Source organism: Blastococcus atacamensis (assembly GCF_002938425.1).
Lineage (GTDB): Bacteria > Actinomycetota > Actinomycetes > Mycobacteriales > Geodermatophilaceae > Blastococcus > Blastococcus atacamensis.
The window spans coordinates 1-16,265 of record NZ_POQU01000088.1 but is presented as its reverse complement, the minus strand read 5'-3'; the positions used below and the strand labels follow the sequence as shown (position 1 = coordinate 16,265).

General features: G+C 73.4%; 18 protein-coding genes. 9 read left to right on the top strand and 9 right to left on the bottom strand.

Annotated features, from left to right (window positions below; all coding sequences use genetic code 11):
* The 3 genes from C5508_RS16530 to C5508_RS16520 all read right to left on the bottom strand — a co-directional run.
* Positions 1–2,231, bottom strand: a 2,231-nt coding sequence (locus C5508_RS16530; RefSeq protein ID WP_104526033.1) for a transglycosylase domain-containing protein, incomplete at its 3' end; no start/stop codon positions are given.
* A gap of 40 nt (positions 2,232–2,271) precedes the next feature.
* Positions 2,272–3,477 carry an ArsA family ATPase gene (locus C5508_RS16525; RefSeq protein ID WP_198598139.1) on the bottom strand — a complete coding sequence of 402 codons (1,206 nt, stop codon included), beginning with the start codon at positions 3,475–3,477 and terminating at the stop codon, positions 2,272–2,274.
* Positions 3,477–4,478 (bottom strand): ArsA-related P-loop ATPase, encoded by a 1,002-nt coding sequence (locus C5508_RS16520; RefSeq protein ID WP_104526032.1) that lies wholly within the window; start codon positions 4,476–4,478, stop codon positions 3,477–3,479. The genes C5508_RS16525 and C5508_RS16520 overlap by 1 nt, the downstream gene beginning before the upstream one ends.
* 93 nt (positions 4,479–4,571) lie before the next feature.
* On the opposite strand from C5508_RS16520, the gene C5508_RS20025 reads away from it, so the two are divergent.
* The 3 genes from C5508_RS20025 to C5508_RS16505 are packed head-to-tail and all read left to right on the top strand — an operon-like array spanning position 4,572 to position 6,027.
* Positions 4,572–4,742 carry a hypothetical protein gene (locus C5508_RS20025; protein WP_198598138.1) on the top strand — a complete coding sequence of 57 codons (171 nt, stop codon included), beginning with the start codon at positions 4,572–4,574 and terminating at the stop codon, positions 4,740–4,742.
* A complete protein-coding gene (locus C5508_RS16510) occupies positions 4,739–5,218 on the top strand; it encodes a RidA family protein (RefSeq protein WP_104526030.1) in 480 nt (159 codons plus the stop codon). Before C5508_RS20025 ends, C5508_RS16510 begins: the two co-directional genes overlap by 4 nt.
* A complete protein-coding gene (locus tag C5508_RS16505) occupies positions 5,215–6,027 on the top strand; it encodes an NUDIX hydrolase (RefSeq protein WP_104526029.1) in 813 nt (270 codons plus the stop codon). The genes C5508_RS16510 and C5508_RS16505 overlap by 4 nt, the downstream gene beginning before the upstream one ends.
* A gap of 162 nt (positions 6,028–6,189) precedes the next feature.
* Here C5508_RS16505 and C5508_RS16500 read toward each other — a convergent pair whose 3' ends face one another.
* Positions 6,190–6,864, bottom strand: a complete 675-nt coding sequence (locus tag C5508_RS16500; protein WP_104526028.1) for a Crp/Fnr family transcriptional regulator — start codon at positions 6,862–6,864, stop codon at positions 6,190–6,192.
* A 196-nt stretch (positions 6,865–7,060) separates the two neighbouring features.
* Complete coding sequence (locus tag C5508_RS16495) at positions 7,061–7,354, bottom strand: hypothetical protein (protein WP_232797215.1); 294 nt, start codon at positions 7,352–7,354, stop codon at positions 7,061–7,063.
* Positions 7,355–7,398: 44 nt separating this feature from the next.
* Between C5508_RS16495 and nth the strand changes: the two genes are divergently transcribed.
* The 5 genes from nth to C5508_RS16470 are packed head-to-tail and all read left to right on the top strand — an operon-like array spanning position 7,399 to position 11,219.
* The gene (nth, locus tag C5508_RS16490; protein WP_198598137.1) at positions 7,399–8,199 is read left to right on the top strand and encodes an endonuclease III; all 801 of its coding nucleotides are present in this window, start codon (positions 7,399–7,401) and stop codon (positions 8,197–8,199) included.
* Positions 8,199–8,762, top strand: coding sequence for a TlpA family protein disulfide reductase (locus tag C5508_RS16485; protein WP_104526027.1), 564 nt, complete (start codon positions 8,199–8,201; stop codon positions 8,760–8,762). The genes nth and C5508_RS16485 overlap by 1 nt, the downstream gene beginning before the upstream one ends.
* Positions 8,759–9,520 carry an NUDIX hydrolase gene (locus tag C5508_RS16480; protein WP_232797214.1) on the top strand — a complete coding sequence of 254 codons (762 nt, stop codon included), beginning with the start codon at positions 8,759–8,761 and terminating at the stop codon, positions 9,518–9,520. Before C5508_RS16485 ends, C5508_RS16480 begins: the two co-directional genes overlap by 4 nt.
* A gap of 26 nt (positions 9,521–9,546) precedes the next feature.
* Entirely contained in the window at positions 9,547–10,032 is a 486-nt protein-coding gene (locus C5508_RS16475) for a cupredoxin domain-containing protein (protein ID WP_232797213.1), read from the top strand.
* Positions 10,033–10,037: 5 nt separating this feature from the next.
* Positions 10,038–11,219 (top strand): MarP family serine protease, encoded by a 1,182-nt coding sequence (locus C5508_RS16470; RefSeq protein ID WP_104526025.1) that lies wholly within the window; start codon positions 10,038–10,040, stop codon positions 11,217–11,219.
* A gap of 102 nt (positions 11,220–11,321) precedes the next feature.
* Here C5508_RS16470 and C5508_RS16465 read toward each other — a convergent pair whose 3' ends face one another.
* The 3 genes from C5508_RS16465 to acs all read right to left on the bottom strand — a co-directional run bounded on the left by C5508_RS16465 (position 11,322) and on the right by acs (position 14,810).
* Complete coding sequence (locus C5508_RS16465; protein ID WP_104526024.1) at positions 11,322–12,248, bottom strand: alpha/beta fold hydrolase; 927 nt, start codon at positions 12,246–12,248, stop codon at positions 11,322–11,324.
* A gap of 4 nt (positions 12,249–12,252) precedes the next feature.
* On the bottom strand, positions 12,253–12,753 hold the full coding sequence (locus tag C5508_RS16460) for a phage holin family protein (RefSeq protein ID WP_104526023.1): 501 nt from the start codon (positions 12,751–12,753) through the stop codon (positions 12,253–12,255).
* 107 nt (positions 12,754–12,860) lie between these two features.
* A complete protein-coding gene (gene acs, locus C5508_RS16455; RefSeq protein WP_104526022.1) occupies positions 12,861–14,810 on the bottom strand; it encodes an acetate--CoA ligase in 1,950 nt (649 codons plus the stop codon).
* A 133-nt stretch (positions 14,811–14,943) separates the two neighbouring features.
* Here acs and C5508_RS16450 point away from each other — a divergent pair, with 133 nt between their 5' ends.
* A complete protein-coding gene (locus C5508_RS16450; RefSeq protein ID WP_104526021.1) occupies positions 14,944–15,636 on the top strand; it encodes a (2Fe-2S)-binding protein in 693 nt (230 codons plus the stop codon).
* 69 nt (positions 15,637–15,705) lie between these two features.
* On the opposite strand, the gene C5508_RS16445 is transcribed toward C5508_RS16450, so the two are convergent.
* The coding region (locus C5508_RS16445) for an HNH endonuclease signature motif containing protein (RefSeq protein WP_157944126.1) at positions 15,706–16,265 on the bottom strand (560 nt) is incomplete at its 5' end.

Below are 16,265 nucleotides of genomic sequence, written 5' to 3'. Positions count from 1 at the left end.
CTCGTCGGCGTCGCGGGCTGTGTCCAGCTCCTCGCGCGGCTCGAAGCCCAACCGCCGGACGATCGCGTTGCGTTCGGGTTGGGCTGGGTGGGCGTGGGAGCCGGTGCCGGATCGGGGGACGGAGCCGGTGCAGGGGCGGGCCTCGGGGCCGGTCGCGGCGCGGGCCGGCCGCCGGTCAGCAGGTCCGGATCGGCCGGCGGGAAGGCGGACGTCGGCTTGTCGGCCAGGAAGGGCGCCATCGCGTTCCGCCAGATGGTCGCCGGGATGTTGCCACCGAAGCCCCGGACCGTCTGCTTCTCCTTGGGGTTGAACACCATCACGCTGGCCGCGTACTCGGGCATGAAGCCCACGAAGGCGACCGACTGGTTCTCCTGGGCGGTTCCGGTCTTGCCGGCGATCTCGTGGCCGGCGATCGCCGCCCGGGTCCCGGTGCCCGCCGGCGAGGAGATGTCGCCGATCAGGATCTGGCTCAGCGTGTTGGCGATCGCCGGGGACACGGCGTTCGGGGTGCAGTTGTCGCCCGTGACCACCGGCTCCCCGTCGGCGTCGGTCAACGGCTCGCCCGCGGGGTCGAGCACCTGCACCACCGGCAGGGGCGTGCACCGGGTGCCCTCGGCACCGAGCGTGGCGTAGGCGTTGGCCAGGTCCAGCGGGCTGGTCGCCTCCGGACCGAGGGTGAACGAGCCCAGGTTCCCCTCGATGATCTCGTCCGCCGAGTTCTGGGTGGGCCGGTCGAAGTTCATGCCCAGTCGTTCGGCCATGCGCACGGGGCCCTCCACGCTCCCGAGCCGGTCCTCCAGGGCGAGGAAGTAGGTGTTCGACGAGCGGACCAGCGCACCGACCATGTCGAGGGTGTCCGGGTAGTCGCCGACGTTCTCGACGCAGTACATGCCGCGCTCGTTGGTGCCGTTGCGGTTCGCGGCGCCGCATGCAGGGCCGCGGTAGACCCGCGAGGTGTAGCGGTCACCGGGCGTCGTGATCGTGGTGCCGGCCTCGATGCCCGCCTCGAGCGCAGCGGCGGCGGTGAACGTCTTGTACGTCGATCCGGCGCCCTTGCTCGCCGCGTCGTTGAGGACGACGGACTCGCACTCCTGCCCGTCGCAGCCGTACCGGCGGTTCACGCTCATCGCCAGCACGTGCCCGGTGCCGGGCTCGATCGCGGTGAACATGCCGGCGAGGCCGTCACCCATCGGCAGCGAGTCGAGCACCGCCTGGTCGCCGTTCGCCTGGAGCTCAGGGTTCAGCGTCGTCTGGATGGTGTAGCCGCCGCGGTCGATGTCATGCTGCGACAGCCCCAGCGAACCGGTGAGGTGCTGCATGGCGTAGGCGCAGAAGAAGCCGCCGATCGCGGCGTCGATGCAGCCGTTGGCCGGCGCCAGACCGGGCGCGATCTGCACCGGCTGGGCCGAGACCTCGGTGAACTCCTGCTCGGAGATGTGTTCGAGGTCGAGCATCCGCTGCAGCACCTGGTTGCGGCGGATCTGCGCGTTCTCCGGGTTGTTGATCGGCTCGTCGTAGAACGGGCTCTGCACCAGGCCGGCCAGCATCGCCGCCTGCGGCAGCGTGAGGTCCGCCGCGTTCACGCTGAAATACCGCTGCGCCGCGGCCTGGACTCCGTAGGCCCCCTGGCCGAAGTAGACGAGGTTGAGGTAGCGGGTGAGGATCTCGTCCTTCTCGTAGACCTCCTCGAGCGCCATCGCCAGGCGGGCCTCGCGCAGCTTGCGGGCCACACCCTCGACGCCGTCCTGCTCGACCGCCGCGTCCCGCTCGGCCTGGGTGTCCGCGGTCTCGAGCAGGGTCTGCTTGACCAGCTGCTGGGTCAGCGTCGAACCGCCCTCGCGCACGGTGCCCGCAGCCAGGTTCGTCACCAGGGCGCGCATGGTGCCCTGGACGTCGAGGCCGTTGTGGTCGTAGAAGCGTGAGTCCTCGATGTCGACCAGCGCCTGCTTCATGACGTCGGCGATCTGGTCGGAGGGGACCGGCGTCCGGTTCTGCTCGTAGAAGTTCGTGATCAGCGAGCCGTCGGCCGCGAGCATGCGGGTCGGGCCGGGGGGCGTCTCGTCGGTGAGCTCGACCGGCAGGGCGTCCAGCATCGTCGCGCTGTTGCGGGCGACGACGCCGGTGCCCCCGATCCAGGGCAGCAGGAGACCTGCCAGGAGCATGCCTGCGACCACGATGGTCGCGGCGAGCTTGGCGAGCAGGCGGGTCCGGACGCGCGCATTCTCCGACATCACGGCCAGGGTATTACGCGCGACGCGCTGCGAGCCCCGCTCAGCCGCGGCGCGCGGGCAGGATCCGCGTCCGGGGAATTCCGGTCGGCGTGTCGGCGTCGGGTCCGGTGAGCGCCCCGGCCATGACGCGGAGCCCGTCCAGGTCGTGGACGTCGCCCGCGGCGGCCGGAACGGTGCGGACGGCGACCTCGGGGTGAGCGCTGGTGAACCGGTCGGCCAGGTGCTGTTCGCGCGCGGCGACCTGCATCCGGCCGGCGTGCACGCGCAGGGCCGCGGCGGCCAGCTCCGCGGACGCGCCCCCGGACTCGGCCACCGCCTCCGCGGCTCCCTCGGCGCGGGTGGCCGACAGCGCCGTCGTCGCCGGCGGGTGCGTGCGGTTGACCACCAGGCCGGCCAGGGGCATGCCCTCGGCGGACAGCCGGTCGACGAAGTAGGACGCCTCGCGCAGCGCGTCGGGCTCCGGCGCGGCCACCACGACGAACCAGGTGCCCGGGCGCCGCAGCAGCTCGTAGGTCGCCGTCGCGCGCTCGCGGAAGCCGCCGAACATGGTGTCCAGCGCCGCCACGAAGGCGGAGATGTCCCGGAGCAGCTGACCGCCCAGGATCTTGCTGACGATCCGGCTGAACAGCAGGAACCCGGCGCTGGCGAACTTGAAGCCCGCCCGGCTGGGCGCGGCCAGCAGCCGGATCATCGTGCCGTCGAGGAACCGACCCATGCGGTTGGGGGCGTCCAGGAAGTCCAGCGCGGACCTCGACGGCGGCGTGTCGACGATGATCAGGTCCCACTGGTCGCTGGCCCGGAGCTGGCCCAGCTTCTCCATCGCCATGTACTCCTGCGTCCCGGAGAAGGACGAGGACAGCGCCTGGTAGAAGGGGTTCTCCAGGATCTGCTGGGCCCGCTCGGGCGTGGAGTGCGCGGACACGACGTCGTCGAACGTCCGCTTCATGTCCAGCATCATCGCGTGCAGCTCGCCCGGGGCCCCCGGGACGTCCACCCGCCGCGGCTCGTTGTCCAGCTCCTCCAGGCCGAGGGACTGGGCCAGCCGCCGGGCCGGGTCGATGGTGAGGACGACGACGGTGCGGCCGGCCTCCGCGGCGGCCAGGGCGAGCGCCGCGGAGCTGGTCGTCTTGCCGACGCCGCCGGCGCCGCAGCACACGACGATGCGGGTGTCCGGGTCGGTGATGAGCCGCTGCAGGTCCATGGCGGGCGCCTGGCGCTGCGCCCGCGGAGGGGTGTCGGCGGCCATCAGCGGGTCACGTCCCCGGTGGCCGGGCTCAGGTGGTCCTCGAGCCGGCCGGCCAGCTCGAAGAGGCAGCCGACGTCCACGGGGCCGGGCAGCAGCGGCAGCTCGAGCGTCGGGCGGCCCAGCGCCTCCACCTCCGCCCGCAGCGCGTCCTGCGCGGCCCACCGCTGGGCGTGCTCGACCACCTCGGCGGCCAGGGCGTCGGCGATCTGCTCCGCGCCGGTCAGGTGGGCGGCGCCGAGCGCCGGGGCGAGGTCGGCGCCGGTCAGCTCCCCGGTGGCGGCGCGGGCGAGCGCGGCCTCGGGCAGCACCGGCTCGGCCGCCATGTTGACGACCACCGAGCCGATCGGCATCCCGGCCGCCGTCAGCTCCGCGATCGCGTCCGCGGTCTCCTGCACGGGCATGTCCTCCAGCAGCGTCACCAGGTGGACCGCCGTCTGCGGCGAGCGGAGGACGGCCATGACGCCGTCGCTCTGGGTCTTGATGGGGCCCGAACGCGCCAGCTGCGACATCTCGCCGGTGACGCCCAGGAAGCGGGTGATCCGGCCGGTGGGCGGCGCGTCGACGACGACGGCGTCGTAGACCTGGCGGCCGTCGTGCCGGCGGGTGACCGCCTCCTTGATCTTCCCGGTGATCAGCACGTCGCGCAGGCCCGGGGCGATGGCGGTGGCGAAGTCGATCGCGCCCATCTTGCGCAGCGCCCGGCCGGCCCGGCGGAGGTTGTAGAACATGTCCAGGTAGTCCAGGAGCGCTTCCTCGACGTCGATCGCCAGCGCCTTGACCTCGCCGCCGCCGCGGGCCACGGCCACCCGCCGCTCCTCGTAGGGCAGCGGTGGGGTGTCGAAGAGCTGCGCGATGCCCTGCCGGCCCTCGGTCTCCACCAGGAGCACCGAACGGCCGTCGGCCGCGAGCGCCAGGGCCAGTGCGGCCGCGACGGTGGTCTTGCCCGTCCCGCCCTTGCCGGTGACCACGTGCAGGCGCGGGGAGGAGGGATCGGGGCTCACCCGCCCAGCGTATGAGCCGGCGAGCGGGTCGGCCCCCCCGCGGCGGACGGCGTGACGGTCATCGCATCCGGCGACTGCAGTAGCGTCGCGCCCATGAGCGACACCGCGCGCCAGAAGTGGGAGTACGCGACCATCCCGCTGCTCGTCCACAACACCAAGGCCATCCTCGATTCCTGGGGTGTCGACGGGTGGGAGCTGGTGACCGTGCTGCCCGGCCCGTCCGGCGCCGAGCAGCTGGTCGCCTACCTCAAGCGCCCCGCATGACCACCCCCGCCGCTCCGGCGCAGAGCTGGCACGCCCGGCTCGCCGAGCTGGGCATCCGGTTGCCGGCGGTCGCCTCGCCGGTGGCTGCCTACGTGCCCGCCGTGCGCGCCGGCTCGCTGGTGTTCACCTCCGGGCAGCTGCCCTTTGCCGACGGCGGACTGCGCCGCACCGGCAAGGTCGGCGGCTCGGTCGACGTCGAGGCGGCGGCGGCCGACGCCAAGCTGTGCGCCCTCAACGCGCTCGCCGCGATCGACGAGCTGGTGGGGCTGGACTCGGTCGCCCGCATCGTCCGGGTGGTCGGCTACGTGGCCAGCGTCGAGGGCTTCACCGGTCAGCCGCGGGTGGTCAACGGCGCCAGCGAGCTGCTCGGGCGGATCTTCGGCGAGGCGGGCCAGCACGCCCGCAGCGCCGTCGGTGTGGCCGAGCTCCCGCTCGGCGCCCCGGTCGAGGTCGAGCTCACCGTCGAACTCCGGTGAGCACCGCCGCGGGCGGCGCTCCGGCCGAGCCGAAGCAGGCGGCCACGGTGCTGCTGCTGCGCGACGGCGAGCACGGGCTGGAGGTCTACCTGCTGCGGCGCACCAAGGGGATGCCGTTCGCGGGCGGGATGACCGCCTACCCCGGCGGCGGCGTGGACCCGCGGGACGGCGACACCGAGATCGGCTGGGCCGGTCCCTCCCCGGCGGACTGGGCGGCTGCCTTCGGCTGCGACGAGCGGACCGCCCGCGAGCTCGTCTGCGCCGCCGTCCGGGAGACCTTCGAGGAGGCGGGCGTCCTGCTGGCCGGCCTGCCCGACGGCTCGGTCGTGCCGGACGTCTCCGGCGACGACTGGGAGGAGCAGCGGCAGGCCCTGCTCTCCCGCGACCTGTCGCTCGCCGAGCTGCTCGCCGGCCGCGGGCTGGTGCTCCGCTCGGACCTGCTCCGCCCCTTCGCGCACTGGATCACCCCGCCGGTCGAGCCCCGGCGCTACGACACCAAGTTCTTCGCGGCGGCGCTGCCCGTCGGCCAGGAGGCGCGCGACGTCTCCGGCGAGGCGGACGAGGCGTCCTGGCTGACGCCGTCCTCGGCGCTGGCCGAGATGACCGCCGGGAGCCGGCCGATGCTGCCGCCCACCTCGCACACCCTGGGTCAGCTGCAGCCCTTCCCCGACGTCTCGTCGGCGCTGGAGGGATCACCCCCGGAGCCGCTGGAGCCGATCAGCCCGCGGTTCGAGGAGAACGCCGACGGCCGGTGGGCGGTGCTGCCCGACGGCACCCGCATCCGCCTGGTCATGCCGCTGCCTTCGTGAAGCGTTGAACAGCAGAGGCCCGGAACCGTGATGGTTCCGGGACTCTGGCGTCCAACGGTCGTGCCGAGTGGGCCCCGGAGGGGTCCGCGCAGGCACGAAGCAGCGGCTCCATGCGGGCCCGGGACGGCTCGTGGCCGCGGTGCGATCCGGAGGATCGCGGTGTTACCGGGCGCGGCGGCGCAGACGCTCCTCGTCGAGGACGACGACCGACTTGCCCTGCAGCTGGATCCAGCCGCGGTGCACGAAGTCGGCGAGCGCCTTGTTCACCGTCTCGCGGGAGGCGCCCACCAGCTGGGCCAGCTCCTCCTGGGTGAGGTCGTGCTTCACGCGCAGGCCGTCGCTGTCGCGGCTGCCGAAGCGGTCGGCCATCTGCAGCAGCGCCTTGGCCACGCGGCCGGGAACGTCGGTGAAGATCAGGTCGGCGACCGAGTCGTTGGTGCGCCGCAGCCGGCGGGCCAGCACGCGGAGCAGCTGCTCGCCGATCTCCGGGTGCGCCTCGATCCACACGCGCAGCACCGACTGCGGCATCCGGGCCAGCTTCACGTCGGTGACGGCGGTCGCCGTCGCCGTGCGCGGGCCGGGGTCGAAGACCGACAGCTCGCCGAACTGGTCGGAGGGGCCCATGACGGCGAGCACGTTCTCGCGTCCGTCGGGGGAGCGCTTCGACAGCTTGATCTTCCCGCTCATCACGATGTAGAGGCTGTCGCCCGGCTCGCCCTCGTTGAAGACCACGCGCCCTCGGGGCAGGGTGAGCGTCTCGAGACGGCTGATGACGGGGTCCACCGCGTCCTCGGAGAGCCCCTGGAAGAGCCCCGACTGAGCCAGCACCTCGTCCACTGCACGTCCTCTCACACGATCTGCGGACACAGGGGTGCCCGTGTCCACCGCGAGTCTAGGGGGCTGTGCACTCCGTCACCCGTTCGGTGCCGCAGGCATCCCTCGTGAGAGCGAGTGCGCCCGGCCACACGCGGTCGGCCTGCCTGCAGGGGCCCGCCGCGAGCATGCGAGCGGTGGGGGGCAGGGAGGTCCTTCTTCAGACGAGCGGCGGGTTCTCGGTGCCGCGGTTCCGGGAACGACGACGGCGCCAGCGGAACAGCGCCCGCCGGATGCCCGACGTGGCGAGGGTGTCGACCTCGCCGGGGGTCGCGGTGCTCAGGAACTCGCCGACCTCGCGCGGGCCGGCCGGCCGGCGGAGGGGCTCCTCGACGCGTTCCATGACCAGCAGGAAGGCGATGAGCAGCGGCGGGAAGAGGATGACACTGAGGGCGACCATCCCGTCCTCCTCTGCGTCGGCGTCGGTCCGGGGGAGCGGTCCGTCCTCGATCATGGCACGGCAGGAGAGCGTCGGCAGGGCCGCCTACGCTCGACCGCGTGTCCGCACCCGCGTCCTCGCCGGCCTACGCGCGCCCGGCCCGTGTCCGCCGTCCGACCCGAGCCGCCCTGACCGGCACCTCACCGTTCGACCCGGACGAGTCGGCGCTGAGCCGCACCCGGCGGGCGCGGCGGATGGCGCGCGAGCTCGCCGTTCTCCACCCGGACGCGCACTGCGAGCTGGACTTCACCAACGCGTTCGAGCTGCTCGTCGCCACCGTGCTCTCCGCGCAGACGACGGACAAGACGGTCAACAAGGTCACCCCGATCCTCTTCGCCCGCTATCCCGACGCGGTCGCGCTGGCCGCCGCCGAGCGCGCCGACCTCGAGGAGATCCTCAAGCCGACCGGGTTCTTCCGGGCCAAGGCGAACTCGGCGCTGGGCCTGGCCCGCGCACTCGTCGAGCGGTTCGACGGCGAGGTGCCCGGGCGGATGGCGGACCTGGTCACGCTGCCGGGGGTGGGCCGCAAGACCGCCAACGTCGTCCTCGGGAACGCCTTCGACGTCCCGGGCCTGACCGTCGACACGCACTTCGGGCGGCTGGTCCGCCGGTTCGGCTGGACCGAGGAGGAGGACCCGGTCAAGGTCGAGACGGAGATCGCGCAGCTGATCCCGAAGAAGGAGTGGACCGAGTTCAGCCACCGGGTGATCTTCCACGGCCGTCGGGTCTGCCACGCCAAGCGCGCGGCCTGCGGCGCCTGCGGCCTGGCCCAGTGGTGCCCGTCGTTCGGCATCGGCCCGGTCGACCCCGAGGTCGCCGGCGCGCTGGTCAAGACCCCGGCCGCGTCGGACACCGAGTGATGCGCCGCCTGTCCGCGCTGCTGCTCACCGGGCTGCTGGCCGCCGGCTGCACCGCCCAGGACGACGGCACCGGTGCGCCGCCCGAGGCCGACGTCTCGAGCCTGACGGCGTGCCCGGAGCAGCCCGACGCCGAGGCGACCGGCGCCGAGCGGTTGCCCGGGCTGTCGCTGGACTGCCCGGGCGGAGGATCGCTGGACCTGGCGCGGGCCCCGGGGACCCCGATGGTCGTGAACCTCTGGGGGAGCTGGTGCCCGCCCTGCCGGGAGGAGATGCCGGTCCTCCAGGAGTTCGCCGAGGCCGCCGGGGACCAGGTGCGCATGATCGGCGTCATCAGCAAGGACGGGCTGCCGCAGGGGACCGCCTTCGCGGAGGAGGCCGGCGTCACCTTCCCGAGCGCCTACGACGGCGACGGCGACCTCATGGCGGAGCTGGGCATCAACGTCCTCCCGTACACCTACTTCGTCGACGCCACGGGCGCGCTGGTGCACACCGAGGCGGGGCCGGTCGGGTCGGGGGACGAACTGCGCGCGCTGGTCGCCGAGCACCTGGGAGTGCAGCTGTGAGCACCGGACCCGCCGAGCGGGAGCTGCCGGAGTACCTGGAGCGGCTCGTCGAGGCCGCGGCGGACCTGCCACTGCGGCACCGCATGCCGCAGGCGACCGCGACCGCCCGCCGGTCGGCGGTCCTGATCCTGTTCGGGGAGGGTCCCGGTGGCCCGGACCTCCTGCTGATCGAGAAGTCCGCGCACCTGCGCAGCCATGCCGGCCAGCCGGCGTTCCCCGGGGGCGGGGTCGATCCCGACGACGACTTCCCGGTGGGGACGGCGCTGCGCGAGGCGCAGGAGGAGGCCGGGATCGATCCGGCGAGCGTCCGGGTGCTGGCCACGCTGCAGGAGCTGTTCCTCCCGCCGTCGAACCGGCTCGTCGTCCCGGTCGTCGGGTGGTGGGACGATCCGCGCGAGGTCAGCGTCGGCGATCCCACCGAGGTGGCCCGGGTGGCCCGCGTGCCGCTCGCCGAGCTCGCCGATCCCGGCAACCGGTACCGGCTGAAGCACCCGGTGGGCTACATCGGACCCGCCTTCTGCGTGGCCGGCATGGAGGTGTGGGGGTTCACCGCGGGGCTCCTCGACGCCATCCTGGAGGCGGCCGGACTGGCTCAGCCCTGGGACCACGACGACGTGCGACCGCTGCCGGACTCCGCGCTGCGGCCCTACACGCTGCCCGGCTCGGACGACGACGACCCGGCGGATGACGCCGCCGCGCCGACGATCGCCGATCCCGCGCCCGACGGCGCTCCGACGCGTACGGTTCGGCCGCGATGACGGAAAGGACCTCCTTGCCTCCCGCCGTGGAAGGATCCCGTCCTCCCCACCCTCCGCACGCTCAGGGCGGGACGCGGTACGGGGCCACGGCGGGCCGCTGCAGGAAGGCCGCGGTTGCCGCCGCGCTGCTCGTGCTCAGCGGCTGCGGCGGGAGCGGGGAGAAGCCCCCGGCGCCGACGCCCGAGGGGCTGGGCGAGGTGACCATCGGCGCCGACGGCGTCCAGGAGGTCACGCTGCAGACCCAGGACGACTACCTCTTCACGCCGGACACGTTCACCGTCGCCCCCGGCCCGGTGCGACTCACGCTGGTCAACGTCGCCGACCAGATGACGCACAACCTCGAGTTCACCGACGAGGAGCTCCCCGCACCGATCGGCGCCGGGATCTCCGTGCTCGCCCCGGGCCAGGAGATGACCATCGACTTCGAGGTGACGACGCCCGGCGACTACCCCTTCAGCTGCACGTTCCACATCCAGCTGGGTCAGGTGGGCACGATGACGGTCAGCGAGTAGGCGGCGTGTCCCTCGTCGACCTCATCCTGATCGCCCTGGCGCTGCTGTTCGCGCTCTCCGGCTTCCGTCAGGGGCTGCTCGTCTCGGCGACGTCGATCCTCGGCTTCCTGGGCGGCGCCATCCTCGGCGCGCAGCTCTCCGGGCCGGTCGCGGACCGGATCGACGGGTCGAGCGTCACCCGGGTGTTCGCCGCGCTCGTCGTGGTCCTCGCCGGCGCGCTGCTCGGCCAGATCCTGGCCGGGGCGGCCGGTCGGGCGGTGCGCTCCCGGGTGACCTGGGAGCCGGCCAAGATGGTCGACTCGGTGGCCGGGGCTGTCGTCTCCGCCGCCTCGGTGCTGCTGGTCGCCTGGATGGTCGCCTCGCCGCTGGCCAGCTCACCGTTCCCGCAGGTCGCCAGCCAGGTGCGGCAGTCCGCGCTGGTGCAGGCCGTGGACGTCGCCGTGCCCGACGGCGTGCGCCAGGTCTACGAGAGCCTGCGCGAGGCCATCGACCGGCGCGGGCTGCCCGACGTGCTCGACCCGCTCACGCCGACCGAGGCGCGCGAGGTCCCCGCTCCCGACCCGGCGCTGGAGGGCAGCCAGGTCGTGGCGTCGGTCAAGGGCTCGGTCGTGAAGATCCGCGGCGTCGCGCCGTCGTGCTCGCGCCAGGTCGACGGCTCCGGTTTCGTCTACGCGCCCGAGCGGGTGATGACGAACGCGCACGTGCTGGCCGGCGTCGTCGACCCGGTCGTCCTGGCCGAGGGCGAGGAGTACGACGCGGTGCCGGTCTTCGTCGACGAGGACGTCGACGTCGCCGTCCTCGCCGTGCCCGGGCTGCCGCAGGTGCCGCTGGCGTTCACGCCCGAGGCCGCGGACACCGGGGACGACGCGATCATCATGGGCTACCCCGGCGGTGGGCCCCTGTACGTCGGCCCGGCGCGCGTCCGCGACCGCGGGGAGATCAGCGGGCCGGACTTCCGCAACACGCAGACCGTCGTCCGCGACGTGTACGCGCTGTTCGGCTCGGTGCGGCCGGGGAACTCCGGTGGCCCGCTGTTCGCCCCCGACGGCACGGTGCTCGGCGTCGTCTTCGCCTCGGCCATCGACGACCCGCAGACCGGCTACGCGCTCACCGGTCCGCAGGTCGCCACGGCCGCCACGCAGGGCAGCGCCGCCCGCTCCGAGGTCGACACCGGCCCCTGCGAGTAGGAGGACCCCCTTGCCCCCCTCCGCTCGCTTCGCTCGCGGTGGGGCCCTGCAAGGGGGCCGTTCCATCCCGTCGACTCAGGCGACTCCGCTGCGCTACGTCGCCTACGCGGCCCACTGGATGAGGGCTCGGTTGACCTCGTCGGGGGTCTCCTCGTGGGGGAAGTGGCCGATGCCGGGGAGCTCGCGCCACTCGTAGGCGCCGGCCACGTAGCGGCCCGAGCCGCGGGCGGTGCCGGGGAGGACGCAGGTGTCCAGGGCGCCGTGCAGCTGCAGCGTCGGCGCGGTCACCGGTGCCGCCATCCGGCGGGCGTACCGCAGGCCGTCGGGCCGCAGCTGCGAGCGCCCGGCCCAGCGGTAGTACTCCATCGCCCCGTACGCGGCCTGCGGGATGCGGGCCGCCGACCGGTACCGGTCCACGGCCGACGCGAAGTCCGCCGTCCGTGCCCACTCCGGCCCGGCCCAGCGCTGCATGAGGTCGGCGACCGGGTCGTCGTCCGCCCTGGTCAGCCGTCGCTCGGGCAGCCGGGGCACCTGGAAGGTCAGGGCGTGGCGGAAGGCGCGACGCTGGTCCCGGTCGGTCAGCCCCGCCCGCAGCAGGCGGGGGTGGGCCATCGACAGCACCACCAGCCGGCGCACGGCCCGCGGGTGCAGGGCGGCCATCGTCCAGCCCAGCAGCCCGCCCCAGTCGTGGCCGACCACGACGGCGTCCCGCTCGCCCAGCGCCCGCACGAGCGCGGCGACGTCGGCCGAGAGAGTCGGCAGGTCGTAGCCGCGGGGCGGTTTGTCGCTGGCCCCGTAGCCGCGCAGGTCGGGTGCGACGGCCCGGAAACCGGCGTCGGCCAGAGCGGTCAGCTGCGAGCGCCAGGTCCACCAGAACTGCGGGAACCCGTGCAGCAGCAGGACCAGAGGACCCTCACCGGCCTCGGCCGCGTGCAGGCGCACGCCGTTGGCCGAGATGTCGCGATGGGTCCACGGCCCCGGGAGCAGGACGCTGGTGGCGTCGGGTCGGCCGTCCGAGGGGACGGTCACGCGGTCAGACCGAGTACGGCTCGTTGCCGTGCAGCTTGACCGTGCCACCGCTGACCACCGGGACGTCGCGGTGCCGGGCACCGGGCGCCTCGCGGTGCATCACGTCGGGAAGCTCGCGCAGCGACTCGATCGTCCGCTCCGGCTTCTCGATCTTCTTGATCATCTTCTTGCCGACCAGGGCCGCGATCACGGCCACGACGACGAGCAGCCCCCAGACGATCAGGTAGGACACCCAGCGCGGCAGCCCGAGCGCGGTCAGCGCCTCGGCGATCGCGATGAACAGGAAGAAGGACGAAAAGCCGAGGACGACGGCGGCCGCGCCGAACGCCCCGCCACCGATCGCGGCCTTCTTCGCCGAGCCGGTGATCTCGGTCTTCGCCAACTCGATCTCGCTGCGCACCAGCGTCGAGACGTCGGCCATCGCGCTCTGCACGAGGGTTCCGATGGAGGGCTCGGCGGCTCCGGCGGACCGGTCGTCCCGGCCGGTCGTCACGCTGTGGGCCACGTGGGCAACTCCTTCGTGTTCTGCACTGCTGGTCAGGGGAATCGTGCCCCATCGAGCGGGACGGCGCCCCCCGGCTCCCCCGATGGGGGAGCCGAAGGGCTGCCGTCTCAGTCTTCCGCGGGGGCTGCGGGCAGCTTGTCCTTGATCAGGTTCATCACCGACGAGTCGGTGAGCGTGGTGACGTCGCCCAGCTCCCGGTTCTCCGCGATGTCGCGCAGCAGCCGGCGCATGATCTTCCCCGAGCGGGTCTTGGGCAGCTCCTGGACGACCATGATCTGGCGGGGCTTGGCGATCGGGCCGATGTCCTTGGCGACGTGCGTCTTGAGCGTCTGCACCAGCTCGTCCCCGGAGTCCTCGGCGTTCCCGCGCAGGATGACGAACGCGACGATGCCCTGGCCCGTCGTCGGGTCGCTGGCGCCGACCACCGCCGCCTCCGCGACGGTCGGGTGGCTGACCAGCGAGGACTCGACCTCTGTCGTGGAGATCCGGTGGCCGGAGACGTTCATGACGTCGTCCACCCGGCCGAGCAGCCAGATGTTGCCGTCGGCGTCCTTCTTGGCGCCGTCCCCGGCGAAGTAGACCTCCTTGCCGAACCGCGACCAGTAGGTGTCGACGTAGCGGTCGTCGTCGCCCCAGATGGTGCGCAGCATCGACGGCCACGGCTCGGTGAGCACCAGCAGGCCGGTGGAGTCGTCACCTAGCTCGTTGCCCTCGTCGTCGACGACCTTGGCGGAGATCCCGGGGAAGGGGTGCTGGGCCGAGCCGGGCTGCAGCGTCGTGACACCGGGCAGCGGGGTGAGCATGTGCGCGCCGGTCTCGGTCTGCCACCAGGTGTCCATGATCGGGCAGCGGCCGCCGCCGATGTGCTCGTGGTACCAGAGCCAGGCCTCGGGGTTGATCGGCTCGCCGACCGAGCCCAGCAGCCGCAGCGAGGTGAGGTCGAACCCGGCCGGGACGTCCTCGCCCCACTTCATGAAGGTCCGGATGACCGTCGGGGCGGTGTAGAGGATGGTCACGCCGTACTTCTGGATCAGCTCGAACCAGCGGCCCCGGTGCGGCGTCTCCGGCGTCCCCTCGTACATCACCGACGTCGCCCGGTTGGCCAGCGGCCCGTAGACGATGTAGCTGTGGCCGGTCACCCAGCCGACGTCGGCCGCGGTCCAGTAGACGTCGGTGTCGGGCTTGAGGTCGAAGGTCGCCCAGTGGGTGTAGGCGACCTGGGTCAGGTAGCCGCCGCTGGTGTGCAGGATGCCCTTCGGCTTCGCCGTCGTCCCGGACGTGTACATGATGTAGAGCGGGTGCTCGGCGTCGAAGAACTCGCAGGTGTGCTCGGCCGACTGCCGGCCCACGACGTCGTGCCACCAGAGGTCCCGGCCCTCGGACCACTCGACGTCCTGCTCGGTGCGCTTCACGACCAGGACGTGGCGGACGCCCTCGACGCGGGAGACCGCGTCGTCGACGGCGGGCTTGAGCGCGCTGGGGGCCCCGCGGCGGTAGCCGCCGTCGGCGGTGATGACCACCTGCGCGCCGGCGTCGGTGATCCGGCTGGCCAGGGCGTCGGCGGAGAACCCGCCGAAGACGACCATGTGCACGGCGCCGATGCGGGCGCAGGCCAGCATCGAGATGACCGCCTCGGGGATCATCGGCATGTAGATCGCGACCCGGTCGCCTGCCTGGACGCCGAGCTCGGTGAGCGCGTTGGCCGCGCGGCAGACCTCGTCCTTGAGGTCGCCGTAGGTGAGCGTGCGGGTGTCGCCCGGCTCGCCCTCCCAGTGGTAGGCGACCTGGTCGCCGTGGCCGGCTTCGACGTGCCGGTCCAGGCAGTTGTAGGCGACGTTGAGCTTGCCGCCGACGAACCACTTGGCGAAGGGCGGGTTGGTCCAGTCGAGGACGGTGTCCCACTCCTGGTCCCAGCTGAGCCGGCGCGCGGCGGACTCCCAGAACGCCAGGCGGTCGCGCCCGGCCTCGTCGTAGACGTCGGGACCGACGTTCGCCTGCGCCGCCAGCTCCTGCGGGGGTGTGAAGGTGTGGCCGGCTGTCTGGGTCGTCTCGCTCATGGGGTCCTCCCGATCCGGCGTCGCCGCGGTGTGGCGACGGTGCACACGTGGTCCGGGACACACCGTATGGCCCCGAGCGCTCCGCCGTCTCCCCGTGCGGCTCCTTCGTTGCGGGCTGCCGCAGACTGACGGGGTGATCGGCCCGCAGGCGGAGGTGGTGGCGCGGGTCCCCGGTGCCGCCGCTCTCGGCCTCCTCCCGTCGGGTGGCGCGGTCGGGGTGCGGGCGGCGGACCTCGCCGACCCGGACCGGCTGGCCGGGCTCCTGGCCGCCCGCGCCCGTGCCGGCAGCCTCCGGGTGCACGCGACCGTCTGGTGGTACTCGGCATCGGCGGTGCTCTTGGCGCCGGTGCTCGCCGGTCTCGCCGTCGGGCGGCCGCTGTCCGGACGACCCGCCGAGACGACGGTGTTCCTCGATTCCGGCGGCGTCCCCCTCGCCGCGGTCTCCTCCGCGCTGGACGGCGACCCGGCGGGCGGGCTACGGGCATGCCTCGACGCGTTCGTGCCCGCGCTGGCCGCCGTGGCCGGCATGCGGGCTCGGCCGCTGTGGGCGATCGCCGCCGACTCGATGGCCAACGGGCTGCTCGCCCTCGGGCGGACGCTGGGCGACGTTCCCGCCGTGACCGCGCTGGCCGGTCCGCTGGCCACCGCGGTCGGGTCGCCGTTGCCGGTGCCGCGGTACACCGACGTCGACGGGGTGCGCTTCGTCCGGCGGGTGTCGTGCTGCCTGGTCGACCGCCTGCCGCACGGCAGCACCTGTCTCTCGTGCCCGCGCCGTCCGCCTGTCGAGCGCCGGACCCTGCTGGAGGACGCGGCCGCGCGCAGCTGACCGAAGCAGCCCGCGCGGGAGCGGGCCGACCCGTCCATCGGACGAGCTGAGCCGGGGCAGCCGGCCGGGTCAGCCGGCGCGTGCGTCGGCCAATTCCGGGGTGATGCGGGGGAGGACGAGGATCTCGGTTCCGTCGGGGCGGTGGGTGTGCCATCGGCCGTCGGCATCTCGTTCGATCCGGAACCCGTGGTGCACCTTGGTGTGGTGTCGCTCGCACAGCAGGGCCAGGTTGTGCAGTTCGGTGTCTCCGCCGTGGGCCCAGTGGACGAGGTGGTGGACGTCGCACCAGTGGCTGGGTGCGTCGCAGCCGGCGAAGACGCAGTGCCGGTCGGCGTGCTCGACCGCCCGCCGCAGGTGGGGTGGCACGACCCGGTGGGTGCGGCCGAGGTCCATCGGCTGGCCTTCGGGGCCGACGACGATGCGGGTGACGTTCCCGTCACACGCCAGCCAGCGGGCCCGGGCGGCGGAGATGGTCGCCCCGAAGCCGAGGTCGGCGACCGCGGGGCTGGTGTCGGAGCCGACCAGCTCCTCCAGCGGGATGGTGACCACGACGTGGGGCTTGAAGGTGCGCAACGTGGGCAGGTTGCCGGCGGCGAGCTGGACGTCGCACAGCTGGACGAGGGCGTCAG

What these genes read in the sequence shown, in the direction of transcription:
- C5508_RS16525 (WP_198598139.1), bottom strand. Translation starts at nt 3,477, where the DNA reads ATGGCCGCCGACACCCCTCCGCGGGCGCAGCGCCAGGCGCCCGCCATG.
- C5508_RS20025 (WP_198598138.1), top strand. Translation starts at nt 4,572, where the DNA reads ATGAGCGACACCGCGCGCCAGAAGTGGGAGTACGCGACCATCCCGCTG.
- C5508_RS16510 (WP_104526030.1), top strand. Translation starts at nt 4,739, where the DNA reads ATGACCACCCCCGCCGCTCCGGCGCAGAGCTGGCACGCCCGGCTCGCC.
- C5508_RS16495 (WP_232797215.1), bottom strand. Translation starts at nt 7,354, where the DNA reads ATGATCGAGGACGGACCGCTCCCCCGGACCGACGCCGACGCAGAGGAG.
- C5508_RS16485 (WP_104526027.1), top strand. Translation starts at nt 8,199, where the DNA reads ATGCGCCGCCTGTCCGCGCTGCTGCTCACCGGGCTGCTGGCCGCCGGC.
- acs (WP_104526022.1), bottom strand. Translation starts at nt 14,810, where the DNA reads ATGAGCGAGACGACCCAGACAGCCGGCCACACCTTCACACCCCCGCAG.